Consider the following 16,354-nt stretch of genomic DNA (forward strand, 5'->3'; position numbering starts at 1 on the left):
CAATTGATTTAAAATAAGTAAAAATTAAATCACGAGTAAGCATCGTATCATAAGTTCATTCTTCACCTTGTAACTTTAGACATTAGGTAAGCTTAAGTATTATGCAGTCCATTATTCTGGTTTTGAATGTATTCACAGTCAAATCTCATCAACACAATTTTTAGAGGCATTCTACATTTTGAGTTGTCATTTGATATTCTTGATCATTTACTGAAATACCTAAATACAATCCGTACTCACGCAGACTATCAATACTTAACGCAGTAAAGTTTAATACCTGCTTAGTGTTAGCTGCTTTCTCGCAATATTCCTGAAAAACAACACCTGAAATTTTAAGTTGATGTGCTAAATCTCGATCCGATTTAATAAGTAAAGGATCATGCTGAGGACTCACCGAAGCATATTGCTGGTGTAGCATTTTTTCGACCCTGCAAGAATAAGATACCATGCTAAATCATCTTACCGTTATCACTGTTCTGGACAAAACTAAGATAGACTAATTACCTAAGCTTGGCTGATTTAGATAAGAAAAACCATCTCAAAGCACTTTAAGCTTAATGTACATACCTTAATCCCCTTCCTCTCAAAAACGTTCCTAGCTATCAGGATGTTTTATACAATAAGTGTATTTCGATTTGTTAAGAGTGAGATCGGGTAGAGTCTAATTTTCAGCATTCACTACGTATGCAGCCCATAAAATGAAATACTATTTCAGCCAAGTTTCGTCTTATATCACCTAAAGACATGCAGTGCAGGAGGCATATTCTCCAAGCGACAAAATGGTTACTTTGAGCACGAATAGATCTATTTATTGTATAGGGCACAATGACTACTACTGTCATTCAAGCTGTCGATACGGTTGATACTAATGAAAGAACTTAGAGTTCAATAAGCATCTTATTGAGTTGGCTAAGAATATGGAGTTCAGCCAACCATCTATTGCGGAGATAAAACAGCGAGGTAGTGAAGATTTCTACTATCAAGCGCTATGTTGAAGCTATGGGGGGAAGAATGAGTGTCGGTATCAAACTTCCAGCGGTAAAGCATGTTGGCTGTACGTTTTAGGGAGATCACGATAGCATTCTTTTCTTAAGAGGAAATAGAGAATGAGCCAATTACATCATCTTGATTATTGGTAATTGCCCCTTCCCTTGTTTCTTCGCAGAAAGAGAAACTGACACCAACATTATCGACATTGCCTTTCATAAGGACATGCCTTGTTAAAATATCACTGTTTAATTGATGGATAACAGAGGTCCATGAATAATTGCTTTTGAATATGCTGAAGTTAACTATCACTATATTATGCCTACCTATTATTTGTCTAAAGTTAATTTATTTCTATTTTGTCGAAACCAAAAACGTTTGCGACCAGTTGAACGAGACATTGCTACCCTTAAGATGTTTATCTGCCAATTAAATTAGTAGGAAGTAAAATATTACAAATCTGGTTGATTGGCTTTATACATGGAGGTTACTTATCGAGGTTTATATAGTATTAGGAGAAGTTACCAATAAATATTGGGAATACTTAATACTTTCTAATCGATGAATAAATGAAATTTATGGTGTTTAGTTGGCGCAAACCTAAAACCATTTGCGCAAACCTTTTAAATTACAGTGCTACTACATTAGCTGCTTGCAGACCTTTCTGGCCTTGCTCAACTTCGAAAGATACTTTCTGGCCTTCAGCCAGTGTCTTGAAACCTTCAGAAGCAATAGCGCGGAAGTGAACGAATACGTCAGCACCGCCGTTGTCTTGAGTGATAAAACCAAAACCTTTCTCTTCGTTAAACCACTTTACTAGGCCAGTTGTTTTATTAGACATTATGTGTCCCTTATATATTATTTCATTAAGTTATCGCCACATGCGATAGGCTGAAATGAAGATTTTTAATTATCAATAAAGCAAAGGGAAACACGGATAAAACAACACAGAATGCAGCGATAAACAGTTTTCTTTTACGAAACGGATGACAAATAACATTTTCAGCAGGATAAGATATTTAACTAAAGTATCTTTTAGTTAAACACCCTAAAGAGGTGCTTAGGCAGCGGCATACCGCTACCTAACTGTCGGCCTTATAGACTAACTACATTCGCAGCTTGAGGGCCTTTTTGGCCTTGCTCGACATCGAAAGATACTCGCTGGCCTTCAGCCAGTGTCTTGAAGCCTTCAGAAGCAATAGCGCGGAAGTGAACGAATACGTCAGCACCGCCGTTGTCTTGAGTAATAAAACCAAAACCTTTCTCTTCGTTAAACCACTTTACTAGACCAGTTGTTTTATTAGACATTATGCGTCCCTTAATTAATCATTATAAAATTTATCGCAGTTAAATTGCGATGCGCTGAAAGCTTGAATTATTGAATGTGACGATAAAGCTAAGGGAAACACTGAGGATTGCAACAATTACGAAGATATTCTGAGGGTTTTACTTTTACTTGATGTTTCATTAATAACTCTGAACAACAGAGCGACGCCATTATTATGTGTAAACACAACAATGTAAAGTTATTTTTTAGAACAAACACAGCTAACAACACTTAAGCAACTGATAATTAAGGCTTATTCTTTACTTGGTGATTTTTGCCCCGTTAAACCTGAATCCGTCCTAATTCATTCTGAGCTATCCACAATCTGTAATCGGAAGCTCCCTAATTTCCCTACTCTAGAATCAGCATTAACAGGCTGTGAATGAGCTTTAGCACTAACATAAAGGTGCAAAACCTTGATAGCGGTTCGCTCTCCGACACCGGGACATTTCCGAGTTAGACTATTCACTTACCAATTTCCCCCCTAGGTGCTCAACTTGAGCCCTTTTAAAGTTCGACCAAGTCTTAATGCACTAGAGTCCTGTCGTTGTTTTATTCAAGGTTTACAGAGTATGCAAAATTACAGCTGTTTGTAGAAATACACTGTAGTTTCTAGCTCTCCAGATGAACTCCTTGCAAACTTTGGAATTTGGCCTGCTTCAATGTAGCCAATTTTCCGATACAACTCAGCAGCAACATCACCTAAACGAGTATCGAGCACCAACAATGACAGACCTAACTCTTTGCTAACACTTTCCATAAATGACATCAGTTTTTTGCTGATGCCACGCCCTCTAGCCGTTGTTCTCACCATAAGCTTTTCCACTTCACCACGGTGCGAGCCATTTGCTTTGTGGCAAAGAGATAACTGCACAGAGCCAAGAACTTGTCCATTTTCCATTGCGACAAATAGTTTGCGAGAAGATGATGTTAAATCGCTAGTAACAGCACTCCAATAACTAACAATCTCATCTGTCTTGACCGGGTTTAAAAAACCAACTGACGCTCCACTTTCTACGCTATCAATAAGCAATGATTGCAACTCATATTCAATATTCGTAACTGATGCTATTTCTGTTATTTCCACTGTAACGCCTCACTCTTGAGAACCTTGTTATGAGCTGCTCGATGCGGCTACTTACCCGTTACAAGCCTCAATTATCATATATCTACTTATGCCAACATCTTCCTCAGCTCCTGAGCTTTATTTCGCGATTCTTCAAGTACGTTGTTGGCCGTATTGACGACTTCAACCATCCCTTCTTGCGTTCTTTGTGCCGCGTCAGAAACAAGGCTAACATTTTCAGCAACTTCATTGCTGACTTGTGACTGCTGCTCAGTAGTTACCGCTATCGTCTGGATATTCCGATCAATATCAACGGCACTGGCAATAATGCTTTTCAGCACGACTGCGGTTTCTTCCGTTAATCTTCCGTTCGTGACGACCTCTTGTTGGCCTTCGGTCATAACAGTTACGGCCTGCTGAGTACTAGTCTTAATAGCCAGAACAGACTGTGTCACTTCCTCCGTCGCTTCGGCGGTACGTTTTGCAAGCTGACGAACTTCGTCTGCAACCACAGAAAAACCGCGTCCCTGCTCACCGGCCCTTGCAGCTTCAATCGCTGCGTTCAAGGCCAGTAAATTTGTTTGATCAGCAATTCCCTTGATCACCTGGATAATACTTTGGACCTCCTCGCCACGTACACCTAGGGCATTGACCGCATCAGCGCCTTCTGTAAAGGCCCGATGTACACCCTGCATGCTGGTTTGGAGTTGTTCTACTGTTTCTCCTCCGGCCCTAGCCTCTTTGAGCGCGCTAGTCGTACTTAGTGATGACTCTTGTATATTACGAGCCACATCCTGTATCGAGGTGGTTAGCTCTTCCACTGCCGTTACAACCGCAACAATCTGCTCACTCTGCTCGTGAATATTGCTCTTCATTCCTTCATTCACAGTATATATTTCTTGTACCCCCTCAGACACATCATCGATTGTATGGGTTGTGTTAGTGACAACTTGGCGCAGAGAGCCAGACATTCCGTTGATGGCCAGAGTCAACTGCGCCAATTCATCATGCCCCTGTACCTCAATCGTCTTGGCGCTAATATCTCCACTGGCAATGGCATTGGCGCGAGTGAGTATTAGATAAAGACGGCGGCTAATGTTCCGGGCAAGTGAAAGAGAAATAGCCACGCCCAAAATCACTGATATGATGCAGCTAAGCAACGCAACTTTTTGTACATCGGTCAGGCTTCCCTCCAACAGCGCTTGGTCTTCCAACATTAATCGCCGCTGTGAAGCCGCCATTTCTGCCTGAATATCTTTGATTTCTGCAGCTTTCGGGGCTGCACGGGTAGCTAGCCAATAATTAGCCGTATTCCAATCCTTAGCACTACGAGCAAGAAACATACGATTCGGCAGTTCTGCAAATAAACCATGATCTTTAGTAAATTGCTGCCAATATCGAGTTTGTTCTGTACTCAACAGGTATTGCATCTCATTAATCTGCCTAATGCGCTGGCTGTTAAGCTGCCATGATGATTCAAACTTCAGTTGAAACTGGCTATCACCAGAAAGGAGGTAAGCACGGATGTTGGCAAGTCCAATCGCAAAGCTACCACGGGTATCTGCTAAATATTTGAGCAATTGTTTACGTTCAGGAGTAGCCGGCAGAGATTCTTCCTTATCAATGATGGTGTTTAATGCCGTCATCATCTTTTCAGCCAAAGGCGCAGCCTCCGTCAGTAAGATATTGTAGGAAAGTATATTTTCATTGGTATGGGATATCGCTTCGACCTGCTGCTGCGCTTGTCGAAACCCTGCTACCAGCACCTTAAGTTTATTGAAGCGCTCGATATTCTCAGGATCGGTCCAGCTTCCTGAAATTGCTTCATACTCGACCATAGCCGTTTCAATCTGTTGCCAGGCCTGTGCTCTATCTTGTTTCATTTGTTCAGCTTTGACTGGATCGGCTCCCAAAATCATATAACCACGAAGTGCAGCCAAGGAGGAGTTAATACCATTTACCAGATCTTTCCCGCTTATAACTGTCGGCACTCGCAACTGTACTAAGCTATTTACACGTTGCTGGGACTTTTCAATAGACCAGTTAATGATTACAGTATTAATGATGAACAATAGTAAAACTACCGTAAATCCTGCCAATAACTTATGACTCAGGCTCCATCGCATATTTCACTCCATTGCTTTTCTCATCCATTATATTTTTCAGAGTCTAACAACTCATACATAAAACCTAGCACATAATTAGAGCAAATATCCCACAATAATTGTGGGTCAAATTCCCCTTAATAGAAATTGAATGATTCCATTAGACTTAATAAGTTATCAACAATCAATTGCAGCTCGATAAATACGACATATTCATCTGCCAGGCTCTATATTTTACCTACAACAGTTAGGATATCGACTAGAAAATGATATTAATCAGCTATAAAAAAGTAAATGATAAGCTAGTCATGACAGCAAAGTGTCGGCGAGTAACCATAGAAAAACACCAAAAAAAATACCTATAAAACAACAACATAAAATCAATAGCAAGATAGCTTTACTTTCTTACCAGTCTAATATCCAGATAAATCATCACTTATAAATGAGATCCGTAATTCTATTTACAACATATATACCTATAGATATATTTAATTTATTTTTTGTTTTAGTGACATTGATCATGATTTATATTTATAAAAATAGGTCTCATGAAGAAAAACAATTCTGTATGACTTTTTTGTACAACACAACCAATATGAACACAATTGCATTTGTGTTGAGTATGAAAATTTCCCTTTTATAAAGGTTGATTTGTTTATATCTGTATTAGTGTTAAGTATATCAAAGAGTCATATTTAATCTCTACAACATCATAAATGACCTCACATTCATTAATGTTTACAAAAACTAGATGTTTCTTCTCCTAGACCCAATCACTTCAAGAATCATACAGCCACAACCTATTGATCGAATTAATAGCTATCACATTCAACTAATAGGCTGGCAGCTCATCAAGAGTGATTCTGCATACTGCTTGCTGAGACAACAAAAGCATTTACCTCATCGCGGGTAGACAAATAGATTTTATCCCCCGTAAATCCTGCGAACAGATGACTATGATATTGATGTGAACTCTTAGATGATCGCAAACCGTATTCCGACGCCCACTTTAGCAACTCCTGGAAATTCTTTTCCGCTAATTCGCTATCCAGCTGTTTTGAACTCTCCGAGCCTCTCAATAACAGCGATTGCTTGCACACAGACCATTCAATATCCAAAAAGATTAGCGTATCGGCTACAGGGACTAATTGATCAGCTAATGCGCCAAATACACCTTCGACAACCCAGCTCGATTGCGCGGAAATCTTATCTAGCTCAAGGTCTATCGACGCTTGGGAACGTTTTTGGTTATACCCTCCCGGCTCCCACACAACGCTATCGAGATTCACTTCTTTGACTTGCAATAATGATGACAAACGGGACGACAACCAACTCTTCCCCGAACCAGAATTACCAATAACTAATACTCTTTTCATGCTTATACCCAACGATTCACTCAACCAAACAGGCGGCTCAACTGCCGTCTGCTTAACCCTATTATTGTGTTTACCAACTTTGGTTTTTCAGGCTCAATTTTTGTTCCAGAAAATCCAGGAAGACCTTTAGCTTGGCTGGCATAAATGCCTTTTGCGGGTAAACCGCATAAATACCGTGCTCAGGCAGATGGTACTGTTCCAGAATCGGTACCAGCTTACCGCTGGCTAATTCAGATTCAACCAGAAAAAGCGGCATTTGGCAGATCCCCACATCATCGAGCATCAGCTGCTTGAGCACCTCGCTGTTGTTAACCTGGATATTGCCCTCTGGCTTGATACGCTCTAAGCCATTTGGGCCATCAAAGACCCACTCCATGCCAGCCCTGAAGTAGGAGTAATATAAACAGTTATGCTGTTTGAGCTCGGCCAGGGTTTCGGGCGTACCATTTATTTCCAGGTATCCCGGTGACGCGCAGACCACACTGCGGCACGGCGACAGCTTGCGGGCTATCAGGTTCGAATCCGACAAGGCCCCAATCCGCAGTACCATGTCCAGTCCCTCTTCCACCAAATCAACCAGCCTGTCATCCAGCGACAAGCTTAATTTAATGTCCGGGTATCGGCGCAAGAACTCACCGAGCAGAGGCGCAATATGGCGTTGGCCGAATACCATGGGAATACTGACCTTCAAATGCCCTTTCGGCGATCCCTGCAGGCTGCTGATCGCATCCTCTCCTTCATTGACCAGTACCTTGGCCTTTTGGATATAGCTGTAGTATTGCTCTCCGGCTTCGGTCAGGCTGAGCTTGCGCGTTGTCCGTTGGATAAGCTTAACGCCAAGATAGGCCTCCAGCGTGCTAATCCGCTTACTCACTGCCGACTTGGTGATCCCTAACTGACGGCTTGCCTCGGAAAAGCTGCCCAATTCAACCACTGCCGTAAAAACAGGTATTGTAGAAAAAGTATCCATTACCACCGTCAACTTGAGAGAAACAAAGAGTTCAAAATATAGCGGGTTATCAACAACAGGGAAACTAAATATATTACTCGCCAACAAACATTCGTTGGAAAAAACATGAAGGCTCATCCACTTAACTTATCTCTGGCGCTTGCAGGCGGGGTAACACTCGCCAGCATGATAGCTATCAACAGTGAACTTGCAGCGTACAGTTCCCCTGTACTAGCCTCATGGTTTGCTCATGGCATAGGCGCGATAACGTCCTTGCTCGTATTAATAACAGCCTCTTTATTAGCTGGAAAAAAGCTAACTATATTGCCAAAAGTCGGGACGCCTTTCTGGGCCTATCTGGGCGGCATACCGGGTGCATTTACTGTGGTTCTGGCAGCAATCACAGTCAACAGTCCGCTCGGGCTATCAGGCTCACTGGCACTCATTATGGCGGGTCAGGTGTTGTTCGGTCTTGTCTGTGACGGCTTTGGCCTGTTTGGGTTAACCAAGCGTCCATTTACGCTCACTGACGGCATAACACTGGGGCTCATGGCGACTGGCTGCCTTTTGACGTTATTCGGTAGGGGATAATAATGACAACAATAATTGTTCTCGCACTATTAAACGGCTGTTGCATCAGCTTCTGCAGGATCTTGAATGGGAGGCTCAGCCAAGACGCCAATGCCTTTACCGCCTCGCTCTGGAACCATGCGGTGGGCTTTATTTTTCTCAGCTTTGTGGTTTATTTCACCGCCTCCGAACCGGTTGGGTCGTTAGCAAATGCAGCTGCAGCCACCTGGCTTGGCGGTGTGATCGGCGCTTTGTTCGTCGCGCTCAACAGCTATGTATTAACAAGGGTAGGAGCCACACTGACCGCGTTGCTGGTCATCGGAGGGCAATTAATCACAGGTGTTATCTGGGAGGCTGTCAGCCATGGTGCCGATCTCACACAGGTGGCTGGCGTCATGTTTATATTGGCCGGGGTTGTCGTAGCCAAGTTCGGTAACATTCCGGGCATTAAGAGCAAGGCGATCTAACCAATACAAAGCGAGGAGTTATGCCAATCATAATCTCCCCCGCTTTATTTCACGCGCGATTACAATACCCATATTGAGTGCGTCATAATTGATTATCGCCCCCGCTATAGATTATTTTTTCACTCGAACTACATATGGAAATGCCTTCGGATGACGATCGAAAGTATTAGCATTGTCGGTAATTTCCCTGCCAACAAACAGGCTTAATACGGCATCCATTGCATCATCGTTTGGCTTACGACCATTGATCGATTTGAAGGTGTAAGCCGCTTCACTACCCACTTTATAAGGGATCATATCCGGTAATAACTTAGCTGCGACAGAGTCTGCGTAAGCAACCGGCGCTGGCAACTTATTATCCAGCACAACAGCACGCAGCACTGTACCTGAGATAGCGTAAGCGCGCGTTAAATCAGAATCCGGACGATGCTGAATATGCTCAGACACTTCCATTTTATTGTTAGCCATAAACATATGGGTAACCAGAGGATGAGCAAGTCTGTTTACCTGCACCCATTGATCGGTGTTGTACATGGCACTACTGGCGTAAACATAGATAGTCTCTGGCAGCATCTTGTTTGGAACTTCGACAACAATCACACTGCTTTGGAAGTCTTTGAATAAATCGACACCCTTACTAAACGTCGACAAATCGAACTTGCCTTCACCAAGCAGTTTGGTCATAAATCCGATAATACCTTCAGAGTTTCCGACAAAAGTATCACGCGCAGTTCCCGACCAGACACGCATTCCATTATCAAACCTTGATTCCTTTCCGACACCAGCCGCTCCAATCGTCTGACCTTTGGTTCCAATGGCCTGGTTAGCTCCCTCAGCAAGACCAAAAATCAATTTGCCACTCTCAAGATAGGCAGTAATTGTCAATCCGCCGGATTTAAGATCTTTGCTGCTCGCAATATGAAAGCTATATATCCCATTCTCGCCAAAAGCCGCTTTGCCATCTTTAGCCGTTGTCGGATTGATATTCATCATAAAAGCGGTATAGCCACTTTGTTCAGCGTTAAAGACAAACATATCGGTGAGATCGAACTGGGGATACTCTCTTGACAGATCAGTCTCAAAGTGGTGGCTGGCGATTACAGGGGCAGATAGGACGGCAAAACCTGATAATAAAACAAGCACACTCGTGAATACTACGGCTTTGAATTTGTTTATATAAACGGACATATTATCTTCCTCTTCTTACTGTTTGAGCAAACAGATAAACAATTCAACTTGGCGCGAAAACACCGGCTCACAACGACAGTGTTTTTCTGATGACATAAAATAAAGTATTGAGGATTTATCAGTCCTAACCATGATATTTAATTCGACTTTTATGTCAGATCGTACATTTCGAATGAACTTTTAATACAAATAATGAGGTTAGGATGTCCCACAATAATCCCGGCCACAAAGACGAAAACAGTCTCAGTGTCAGTGTCAGTGTAGAAGAAGGGCCATGTATTGATGTGTTGTCCGATGTCCTGCGGGCTATACGGCTCTTTGCCGGCAGCTACTACTGCGTAGATTTTTCTTCGCCCTGGGGAATTGATGAACCCCAGGCTGATTGCGGGATCTTCCATGCCGTGATTCGCGGAAGTGCCTGGCTGACAATACCGGAACAAAACGACCCCATTTTTCTGTCTGCTGGCGATATTATTGCCTTCCCCACAGGAACACCGCACCAAATAAGCGAGCAGCCAGACAGCCGTACGACTTCCGGCCGGGATCTGTTAGAGATGATTCGTCACAATACAAACCCGTATTCTGACGGACAAAGTGTTGTGACCCTGCTTTGTGGCTATTTTCAATACAGAAAGCAAACGTATCTGCCTTTATTGCGGGATATGCCATCCATGCTTCATGTTAAATCCGGTGACGATCCTAAGCTCGATTGGCTCAATAGCCTGGTAAAAACACTCGCCTATGAATCCCGTACCCTGCAGCCCGGAAGCGAGGTAATGGTGGATCGCCTTACTGAAGTCCTCATTATCCAACTGCTTCGATGGCAAATGCGTAACCAATCCAGCCCCCCCGGATACTTACAGGCGCTGGCCGATGATCGCCTCAGCCGTGCTCTGAGCCTGATCCACAAACAGCCATCAAAACCCTGGACAGTTGAAGCGCTGGGACGGGCTGTATCTATGTCTCGTACGGCTTTCGCCAATCATTTTCAGGCCACCGTAGGAATGACGCCATTGGCATATCTAAGCCAATGGCGAATGCACATTGCTTATGCACTTCTTACCGAAAATAACGAATCAATGCTTAGCATAGCCGAGCAAGTAGGCTATAAATCCGAGGCTTCGTTTGGCAAGGCATTCAAGAAAATTATGGGCACCAGCCCCGGACAAGTGCGCAAAAAACACTCAAGTCGCCCCCACCCTATTTAAAAATAATTAATTAAAATATAGCGTTTTTATCTCTTCATTTTCTATCAACAATAACATGAAAAACCCGTTATATAATTTATAAAACTACGTTCACTTAAATGATTTCTTGGGATTTCTGATCGTTTAGCACGTATGAGTGAGCCGAGATAAACCAGCTATCAAAGTGCAGCTCTTCTTTTTTTGTCACACCTCAAAATTCCACTTTCAAACCAAATTAAACCACTGATATTTATGTTAAAGTGTGCCAGTCACAGCAAGTCTAATGAGACGAGATAATGAAACTCATCAGGAAGTCACAATTGTATTTCCAAGAAGGAAACTCAGATAAGGTCTATGAAGTCGATTTGGTTAAAACAACCAGTCTCACTGAAGACAAATACCTGGTTAACTTCAGATATGGCCGCAGAGGAAACAACCTCAGAGAAGGTACTAAGACCCCTCAGCCAGTAAATAAAGAACGTGCAATCAAGCTATTTAACTCTGTTGTCGTTTCCAAAATCAATAAAGGTTATAAAGAGTCAGGAACATCCAAGGCTCCTGTAAGCCTGTCGACAACCTCCACCCATGAGTCAGCTATCAGCCTGATTAATCGCATAAAAATCGAGAAAAACGAAAGCGATCGCGCCCGGCAGATTTGGCGGCTACCACCGGAAAAAAATCCTGATGCAGCAGCTCTGATTTCCGGTTATCTTGGTCACAATATTTGGCAATATGACTACAGTATTTTGTGGGTTCTGGGGCGTATTGGCTCCGATAAGAATATTCCTGATGTAGCTCCCTTTCTGAGCGACGCTAATCAGGTAATAGTCAACCTTGCCAGAGAAGTGATTCTTGCGCTAGCTGAGCCGATTCAGCGTAGAAATATATATTTAAAACTCTTCGGCTGTGACTGCCTTTTAACTCCCGAACTCATCAAAGAAGAAATCGCTAAATTCCGCATTTCTCATCGCCGTTCAAAAGGGAAGCATCAAATTAACTCTTTACTAAAAGATGCTTATCTTCAGTCTCTTTTTGAACCGTCAATCAGAGAAACACTCATTAGTGTACTTCCTGATATCCCTTTTGCTCCAGGAGCATTTAAAGGCCTGCGCTATTTGATAAAAATGAGTGAATTCCGTTTAGATACCGAAATTTACACTTTACTAAACATTCACTTTGAAGCCAGCCGCCCTCATTTCTTCAGAGATTGGGACCACATTTATGCCCCGGGAGTAGGCAGGCTTGATGTTCAGAAAGAGCTAACATCGGACAATGCCCGCCTGGCTCATTCTCATAATACACACCGCTATTTTATCGCACGATTCTGGCGCACACTAAAACAGCTTGGTGTTACGGAAAGCGATCGGTACATTCAGATGGCAGAGCAAACCCTGCTTAAATATTCCGAACAAGATGCCAAAAAGCCCGGTGTTTTCCACGATTATGAGTATGATGATCAATGGCGACAGCAGCTCAGTCGTATTCGCCATTATGACGAATATGCCCATTGTTCGGCACTAAACAGCATTATCCGTTCTAATCACCCGGGGTACTGCAAAAACCGTCGTGGCATCTGGAATTACAGTCCCGATGTGGAATTTAATGGCCGCGGCGAAGCCTTCTCGCACCTTTGGGACAATGAACCTCAATCTCTGCTGAGAATCGCAGTTGCAACAAATTGCGCTCCTGTCTCAGATTTCGCTATTCGTGCGCTGGAAGACAATTCGGACTTCTGTGATGCCCTACCAACGGACAGCCTCATACAGCTTCTGCTCAAACCGTTCGAAATGTCTCAGCATCTTGCGCTTCAGCAACTAAAATCGAAGCAGTCTGTACTAACCGCAGACCATATCATCAAGCTGCTCTCCAGCACAGTTATTGAAGTCATCGAATTTGCCATTGAGCAGTTAAATAAAATTAATGACTTACACTCTTCGACCTGGTTACTCGCTCAATTGTTGTGTATTGACAACGAAAAACTGCGTAACTGGCTAAACAGTTCAGAGGCCACAACCAAACTGCATTTGTTAGATCAACCGAAACTACTGGCTGATGCGATTGAAGCTTTCCAAACACATGAACTGGACAACCACAAAGAATTAAACTGGGTTTACAAATGGTTAATCAAACACTGCGGCACTTCGATGCATCGACTTGCTTTAGAGCCGGTAGAACAATTAATCCAATCCCCATCTCAGGTAAAAGTATTACTGGGTTGCAAACTATTGGATGCAATGCCGATAAGTTACAACCATATTTCAAATGATACACTTGATGCTATTAACTCATCACCATCCAAAGAGATTCAGTCTTACAGTATTTTGTTGTTCAAGAAATTGAAACCTGAAGATCTGACAACCAAACTGGATTATCTACTGAAGATCCTGATCAAATGCTCAGCTCAAAAACAGGCTGCAATCATTGGTGTGCTGACCGAAGCCGTAATATCACATGCACAGAATCGCGAAAAAGTATTTAACCATATAATTAACCTTCTCCATTCAAAAGAGCTGGAACAGTCTCTTCAGCAAAAACTGATAACATTACTGACACAATGTTTTGAAAGGGAAATCTCTGACAATGACTCTGAAGCAATATGGCGACTGGCATCAGCACGTTCAGAAATAGCGCACTCACTGGCTGCAGAATATCTTAACTCCCATACCTCGGGAGCCGTATTAAACTCAGGTGCACAGTTCTTACCTGCACAATGGCTTTTGCTGCTATCAAGCCCTACTGTACGATTACGTGAATCAGCAAGAAGCTATTTCAACCAAAATCCTGCTGAACTGATCGCTCAGATGGATAGAATTCTTTCTGTAATGGAGAGTCCATGGCCCGATACTCAAACCTATGCTTTTGAATTTTGCCACCGGTATATGGACAAGGACAACTGGCAAGCAGATCAAATTGTCGCAATATGTGACAGTGTCCTTGAACCGGTTCAGCGATTTGGCCGTGAGCTAATCCAAACCTACTTCAATGACGGAGACGGGAAACAGTACCTGTTGTGGCTCAGTCAACACCCTTCGCCAGACGTTGAACTGTTTGTCAGCCAGTTTCTGCCGCAATATGCAGCCGGTGACGAAGCTGTGATTCTGGCTCTAAAGCCTTATTGCCTCTCTGTACTCTCCCGTGTCAACAGTGGAAGAACAGCCAAAGATCGAGTGATCCGCTTCCTTCAAGAACAGGCTCATACCAGCAAGAAAACGCTCGATATGGTCTGTGACCTCCTTACCCGAATGTCTCTGACATCTGTAAAAAAAGACAAAGCAGCATACATCAAGCTCATGTTGAACCTGAAAAGCCATCATCAAAACCTTTTCCTGCCGATCACAAAGAAATCGGTGAAATGTAAATCAAGACAGAGAAAAACACTGACCGGGGTTGAGGAATAAACATGGAAGTCACCTATCGTTACGCTAACAAGTCCCAGGTTAATTCAGGCAGCAAGCAAACCGATATGTCTTTCGCTCCGGATATGTCGCGCTCGCCAACCTACTTTATCGGCGAACTAAAAGACAAACGACGTTTTCGTGAAGCAATGTCATGCCTGCATAATGTCGTAATTTCTGACTTGCGATTTCAGCCCAGAAACCGTGATGATTACGAACGCTGGTTAGAAGCTGAAGAGCAAAGACTACTGGCAGAATTTGTCAGCCAGTCCGGTCACGTACAAAAAGAACTGGAAGAGGTCAAAGCTGAACTGGCCAGCATGGGCAAAATCGCCAATGACGTCATGGGCCCTTACTACAAAGCACAGGCCCAATACTTCAAATACCTTTACAAAAACGACATTGATGCCTGGTATGTACTGGATCCTGTTATTACCGTTCACCCGGATCAGGTCTTTTTTGAGTGCTTCTCGGAGGATGAATCGAGCTATGGCAAACTAAGCTGCCAATATGACGTTTTTGAAAACATCTCAGAACAGGCCTACGGTACAACCAACATTGATTATTCTGCAGGTCTTTACAATGAATTCCAAAAAATTCGTGACTATCGCACTACCTTCCTGAAAATTGATCCGGAGGGCTTTAATGTCCAGACTTCTGGTCACGAGGTGTTCGACGAAAAGAAAATTGACCTGCCGGAAAGCTGGGTTAGAGGATTCCTTCAGGTCAGCTCAGCCATGACATTACCTATGGTTAAACTGCGTTTACAACCCATGGATATCCATAACCTCTGCCTACATCTGAAATGCAATAAGGAACGAGTAGGACCGCGGTCTATGCGTTTTGAGCTCATCCCCGGGCAACCGATCCGGGTTGTGATGGAGCCATGGAATGAAATTATTCGTTTCGACCGCTCCATCTATCAGGGAGAAACAGAGCGCTCAATCCGAGTATGGGGACGCCGCAGGCTGCTGATTCTGGAACGACTACTTCCTATTGCAAATTCTTTTGATGTATTTCTGATGGGTGACGGCCTGCCGTCGTTCTACACTGCCAACATGGATACCATGTCCTTCACTCTCGGATTGTCCGGCTGGAGTGCTAATGACTGGTCTCAAGCGGGTAATTTCGACCTTCTGGCACCAAGAGAAAGTGTTGACCAGAGCACCTGCCAACAAGTTCTCTCCGCTCTTGAAGAAAACCACTACGAGAGTGCACTCAGCCTATCGACTCGGCTGAGCTTAGACATCAGCACGGTAAAGTCTGCCCTTGCGCTATACAGTCAGTCAGGACAGGTCCTGTACGACATGGAACTGGACGTCTACCGCCTTCGTCATTTGTACAATGAGCCCATCAGTATTGATGACATTCGATTCGATAATGAACGGGAAAAGAAAGCAGCCAATTTTGTTCAGGCCGACCTGGTATCAGTCAACAACGTAGAAACAAATAAAAACGGAACTCAAATGTCCGGTGAGATAATAGACAACGGCCATGAACATCAGGTCATTCTGTCTATCGACCAGGATCAACGATTAATTGCCGGAGAGTGTCAATGCCATTTCTGGCACCAAAATAAGCTCCGCCAAGGTCCATGCGAACACATGCTGGCCTTGAGGTTAAAAGTATCCGGGGAGCGACTAAAATGAGACAAATTACTGGTTTGAGTTCACTGACCAAGAATATTTTCCTTGAACTACAGATACTTAAGTGTACAATTCGGTCTCATGGTAGCGC

At 43.3% G+C, this 16,354-nt stretch carries 13 protein-coding genes; 5 read left to right on the plus strand and 8 right to left on the minus strand.

Translation table 11 applies throughout. From position 1 onward, the window contains the following. Window positions 1-160: 160 nt before the first annotated feature. The 7 genes from L4D19_RS02810 to L4D19_RS02840 all read right to left on the minus strand — a co-directional run bounded on the left by L4D19_RS02810 (window position 161) and on the right by L4D19_RS02840 (window position 7,831). A complete protein-coding gene (locus L4D19_RS02810) occupies window positions 161-418 on the minus strand; it encodes a hypothetical protein (RefSeq protein WP_428451090.1) in 258 nt (85 codons plus the stop codon). A 1,197-nt stretch (window positions 419-1,615) separates the two neighbouring features. After that, window positions 1,616-1,828 carry a transcription antiterminator/RNA stability regulator CspE gene (gene cspE / locus L4D19_RS02815; RefSeq protein ID WP_005372751.1) on the minus strand — a complete coding sequence of 71 codons (213 nt, stop codon included), beginning with the start codon at window positions 1,826-1,828 and terminating at the stop codon, window positions 1,616-1,618. Window positions 1,829-2,082: 254 nt separating this feature from the next. After that, window positions 2,083-2,295, minus strand: coding sequence for a transcription antiterminator/RNA stability regulator CspE (gene cspE / locus L4D19_RS02820; RefSeq protein ID WP_428451091.1), 213 nt, complete (start codon window positions 2,293-2,295; stop codon window positions 2,083-2,085). Between the two features lie 599 nt (window positions 2,296-2,894). Beyond that, a complete protein-coding gene (locus L4D19_RS02825; RefSeq protein ID WP_428451092.1) occupies window positions 2,895-3,401 on the minus strand; it encodes a GNAT family N-acetyltransferase in 507 nt (168 codons plus the stop codon). An 86-nt stretch (window positions 3,402-3,487) separates the two neighbouring features. Beyond that, complete coding sequence (locus L4D19_RS02830; protein WP_428451093.1) at window positions 3,488-5,506, minus strand: HAMP domain-containing methyl-accepting chemotaxis protein; 2,019 nt, start codon at window positions 5,504-5,506, stop codon at window positions 3,488-3,490. An 830-nt stretch (window positions 5,507-6,336) separates the two neighbouring features. Then, window positions 6,337-6,861: a P-loop NTPase family protein gene (locus L4D19_RS02835; RefSeq protein ID WP_428451094.1), complete on the minus strand. Its 525-nt coding sequence runs from the start codon at window positions 6,859-6,861 to the stop codon at window positions 6,337-6,339. A 70-nt stretch (window positions 6,862-6,931) separates the two neighbouring features. Next, window positions 6,932-7,831, minus strand: a complete 900-nt coding sequence (locus L4D19_RS02840; RefSeq protein ID WP_428451397.1) for a LysR family transcriptional regulator — start codon at window positions 7,829-7,831, stop codon at window positions 6,932-6,934. A 105-nt stretch (window positions 7,832-7,936) separates the two neighbouring features. Here L4D19_RS02840 and L4D19_RS02845 point away from each other — a divergent pair, with 105 nt between their 5' ends. Further along, window positions 7,937-8,401 (plus strand): DMT family transporter, encoded by a 465-nt coding sequence (locus tag L4D19_RS02845; protein WP_428451095.1) that lies wholly within the window; start codon window positions 7,937-7,939, stop codon window positions 8,399-8,401. 2 nt (window positions 8,402-8,403) lie between these two features. Beyond that, window positions 8,404-8,847: a DMT family transporter gene (locus L4D19_RS02850; protein WP_428451096.1), complete on the plus strand. Its 444-nt coding sequence runs from the start codon at window positions 8,404-8,406 to the stop codon at window positions 8,845-8,847. 111 nt (window positions 8,848-8,958) lie between these two features. On the opposite strand, the gene L4D19_RS02855 is transcribed toward L4D19_RS02850, so the two are convergent. Beyond that, entirely contained in the window at window positions 8,959-10,035 is a 1,077-nt protein-coding gene (locus L4D19_RS02855; protein ID WP_428451097.1) for a DUF4331 family protein, read from the minus strand. Window positions 10,036-10,238: 203 nt separating this feature from the next. On the opposite strand from L4D19_RS02855, the gene L4D19_RS02860 reads away from it, so the two are divergent. The 3 genes from L4D19_RS02860 (at window position 10,239) to L4D19_RS02870 (ending at window position 16,266) form a co-directional block, all read left to right on the plus strand. Continuing rightward, window positions 10,239-11,243: an AraC family transcriptional regulator gene (locus tag L4D19_RS02860; protein ID WP_428451098.1), complete on the plus strand. Its 1,005-nt coding sequence runs from the start codon at window positions 10,239-10,241 to the stop codon at window positions 11,241-11,243. A gap of 275 nt (window positions 11,244-11,518) precedes the next feature. Then, on the plus strand, window positions 11,519-14,620 hold the full coding sequence (locus L4D19_RS02865; protein ID WP_428451099.1) for a WGR domain-containing protein: 3,102 nt from the start codon (window positions 11,519-11,521) through the stop codon (window positions 14,618-14,620). A gap of 2 nt (window positions 14,621-14,622) precedes the next feature. After that, entirely contained in the window at window positions 14,623-16,266 is a 1,644-nt protein-coding gene (locus L4D19_RS02870) for a hypothetical protein (protein WP_428451100.1), read from the plus strand. The last annotated feature ends 88 nt before the right edge of the window (window positions 16,267-16,354 follow it).

This window comes from Photobacterium kasasachensis (genome assembly GCF_050336885.1).
GTDB classification, from domain to species: Bacteria; Pseudomonadota; Gammaproteobacteria; order Enterobacterales; family Vibrionaceae; genus Photobacterium; species Photobacterium kasasachensis.

Coding starts and splice junctions, on each gene's coding strand:
- L4D19_RS02830 (WP_428451093.1), bottom strand. CDS start 5,506: ATGCGATGGAGCCTGAGTCATAAGTTATTGGCAGGATTTACGGTAGTT.
- cspE (WP_005372751.1), bottom strand. CDS start 1,828: ATGTCTAATAAAACAACTGGCCTAGTAAAGTGGTTTAACGAAGAGAAA.
- L4D19_RS02840 (WP_428451397.1), bottom strand. CDS start 7,831: ATGGATACTTTTTCTACAATACCTGTTTTTACGGCAGTGGTTGAATTG.
- L4D19_RS02810 (WP_428451090.1), bottom strand. CDS start 418: ATGCTACACCAGCAATATGCTTCGGTGAGTCCTCAGCATGATCCTTTA.
- L4D19_RS02855 (WP_428451097.1), bottom strand. CDS start 10,035: ATGTCCGTTTATATAAACAAATTCAAAGCCGTAGTATTCACGAGTGTG.
- cspE (WP_428451091.1), bottom strand. CDS start 2,295: ATGTCTAATAAAACAACTGGTCTAGTAAAGTGGTTTAACGAAGAGAAA.
- L4D19_RS02860 (WP_428451098.1), top strand. CDS start 10,239: ATGTCCCACAATAATCCCGGCCACAAAGACGAAAACAGTCTCAGTGTC.
- L4D19_RS02870 (WP_428451100.1), top strand. CDS start 14,623: ATGGAAGTCACCTATCGTTACGCTAACAAGTCCCAGGTTAATTCAGGC.
- L4D19_RS02835 (WP_428451094.1), bottom strand. CDS start 6,861: ATGAAAAGAGTATTAGTTATTGGTAATTCTGGTTCGGGGAAGAGTTGG.
- L4D19_RS02850 (WP_428451096.1), top strand. CDS start 8,404: ATGACAACAATAATTGTTCTCGCACTATTAAACGGCTGTTGCATCAGC.
- L4D19_RS02845 (WP_428451095.1), top strand. CDS start 7,937: ATGAAGGCTCATCCACTTAACTTATCTCTGGCGCTTGCAGGCGGGGTA.
- L4D19_RS02865 (WP_428451099.1), top strand. CDS start 11,519: ATGAAACTCATCAGGAAGTCACAATTGTATTTCCAAGAAGGAAACTCA.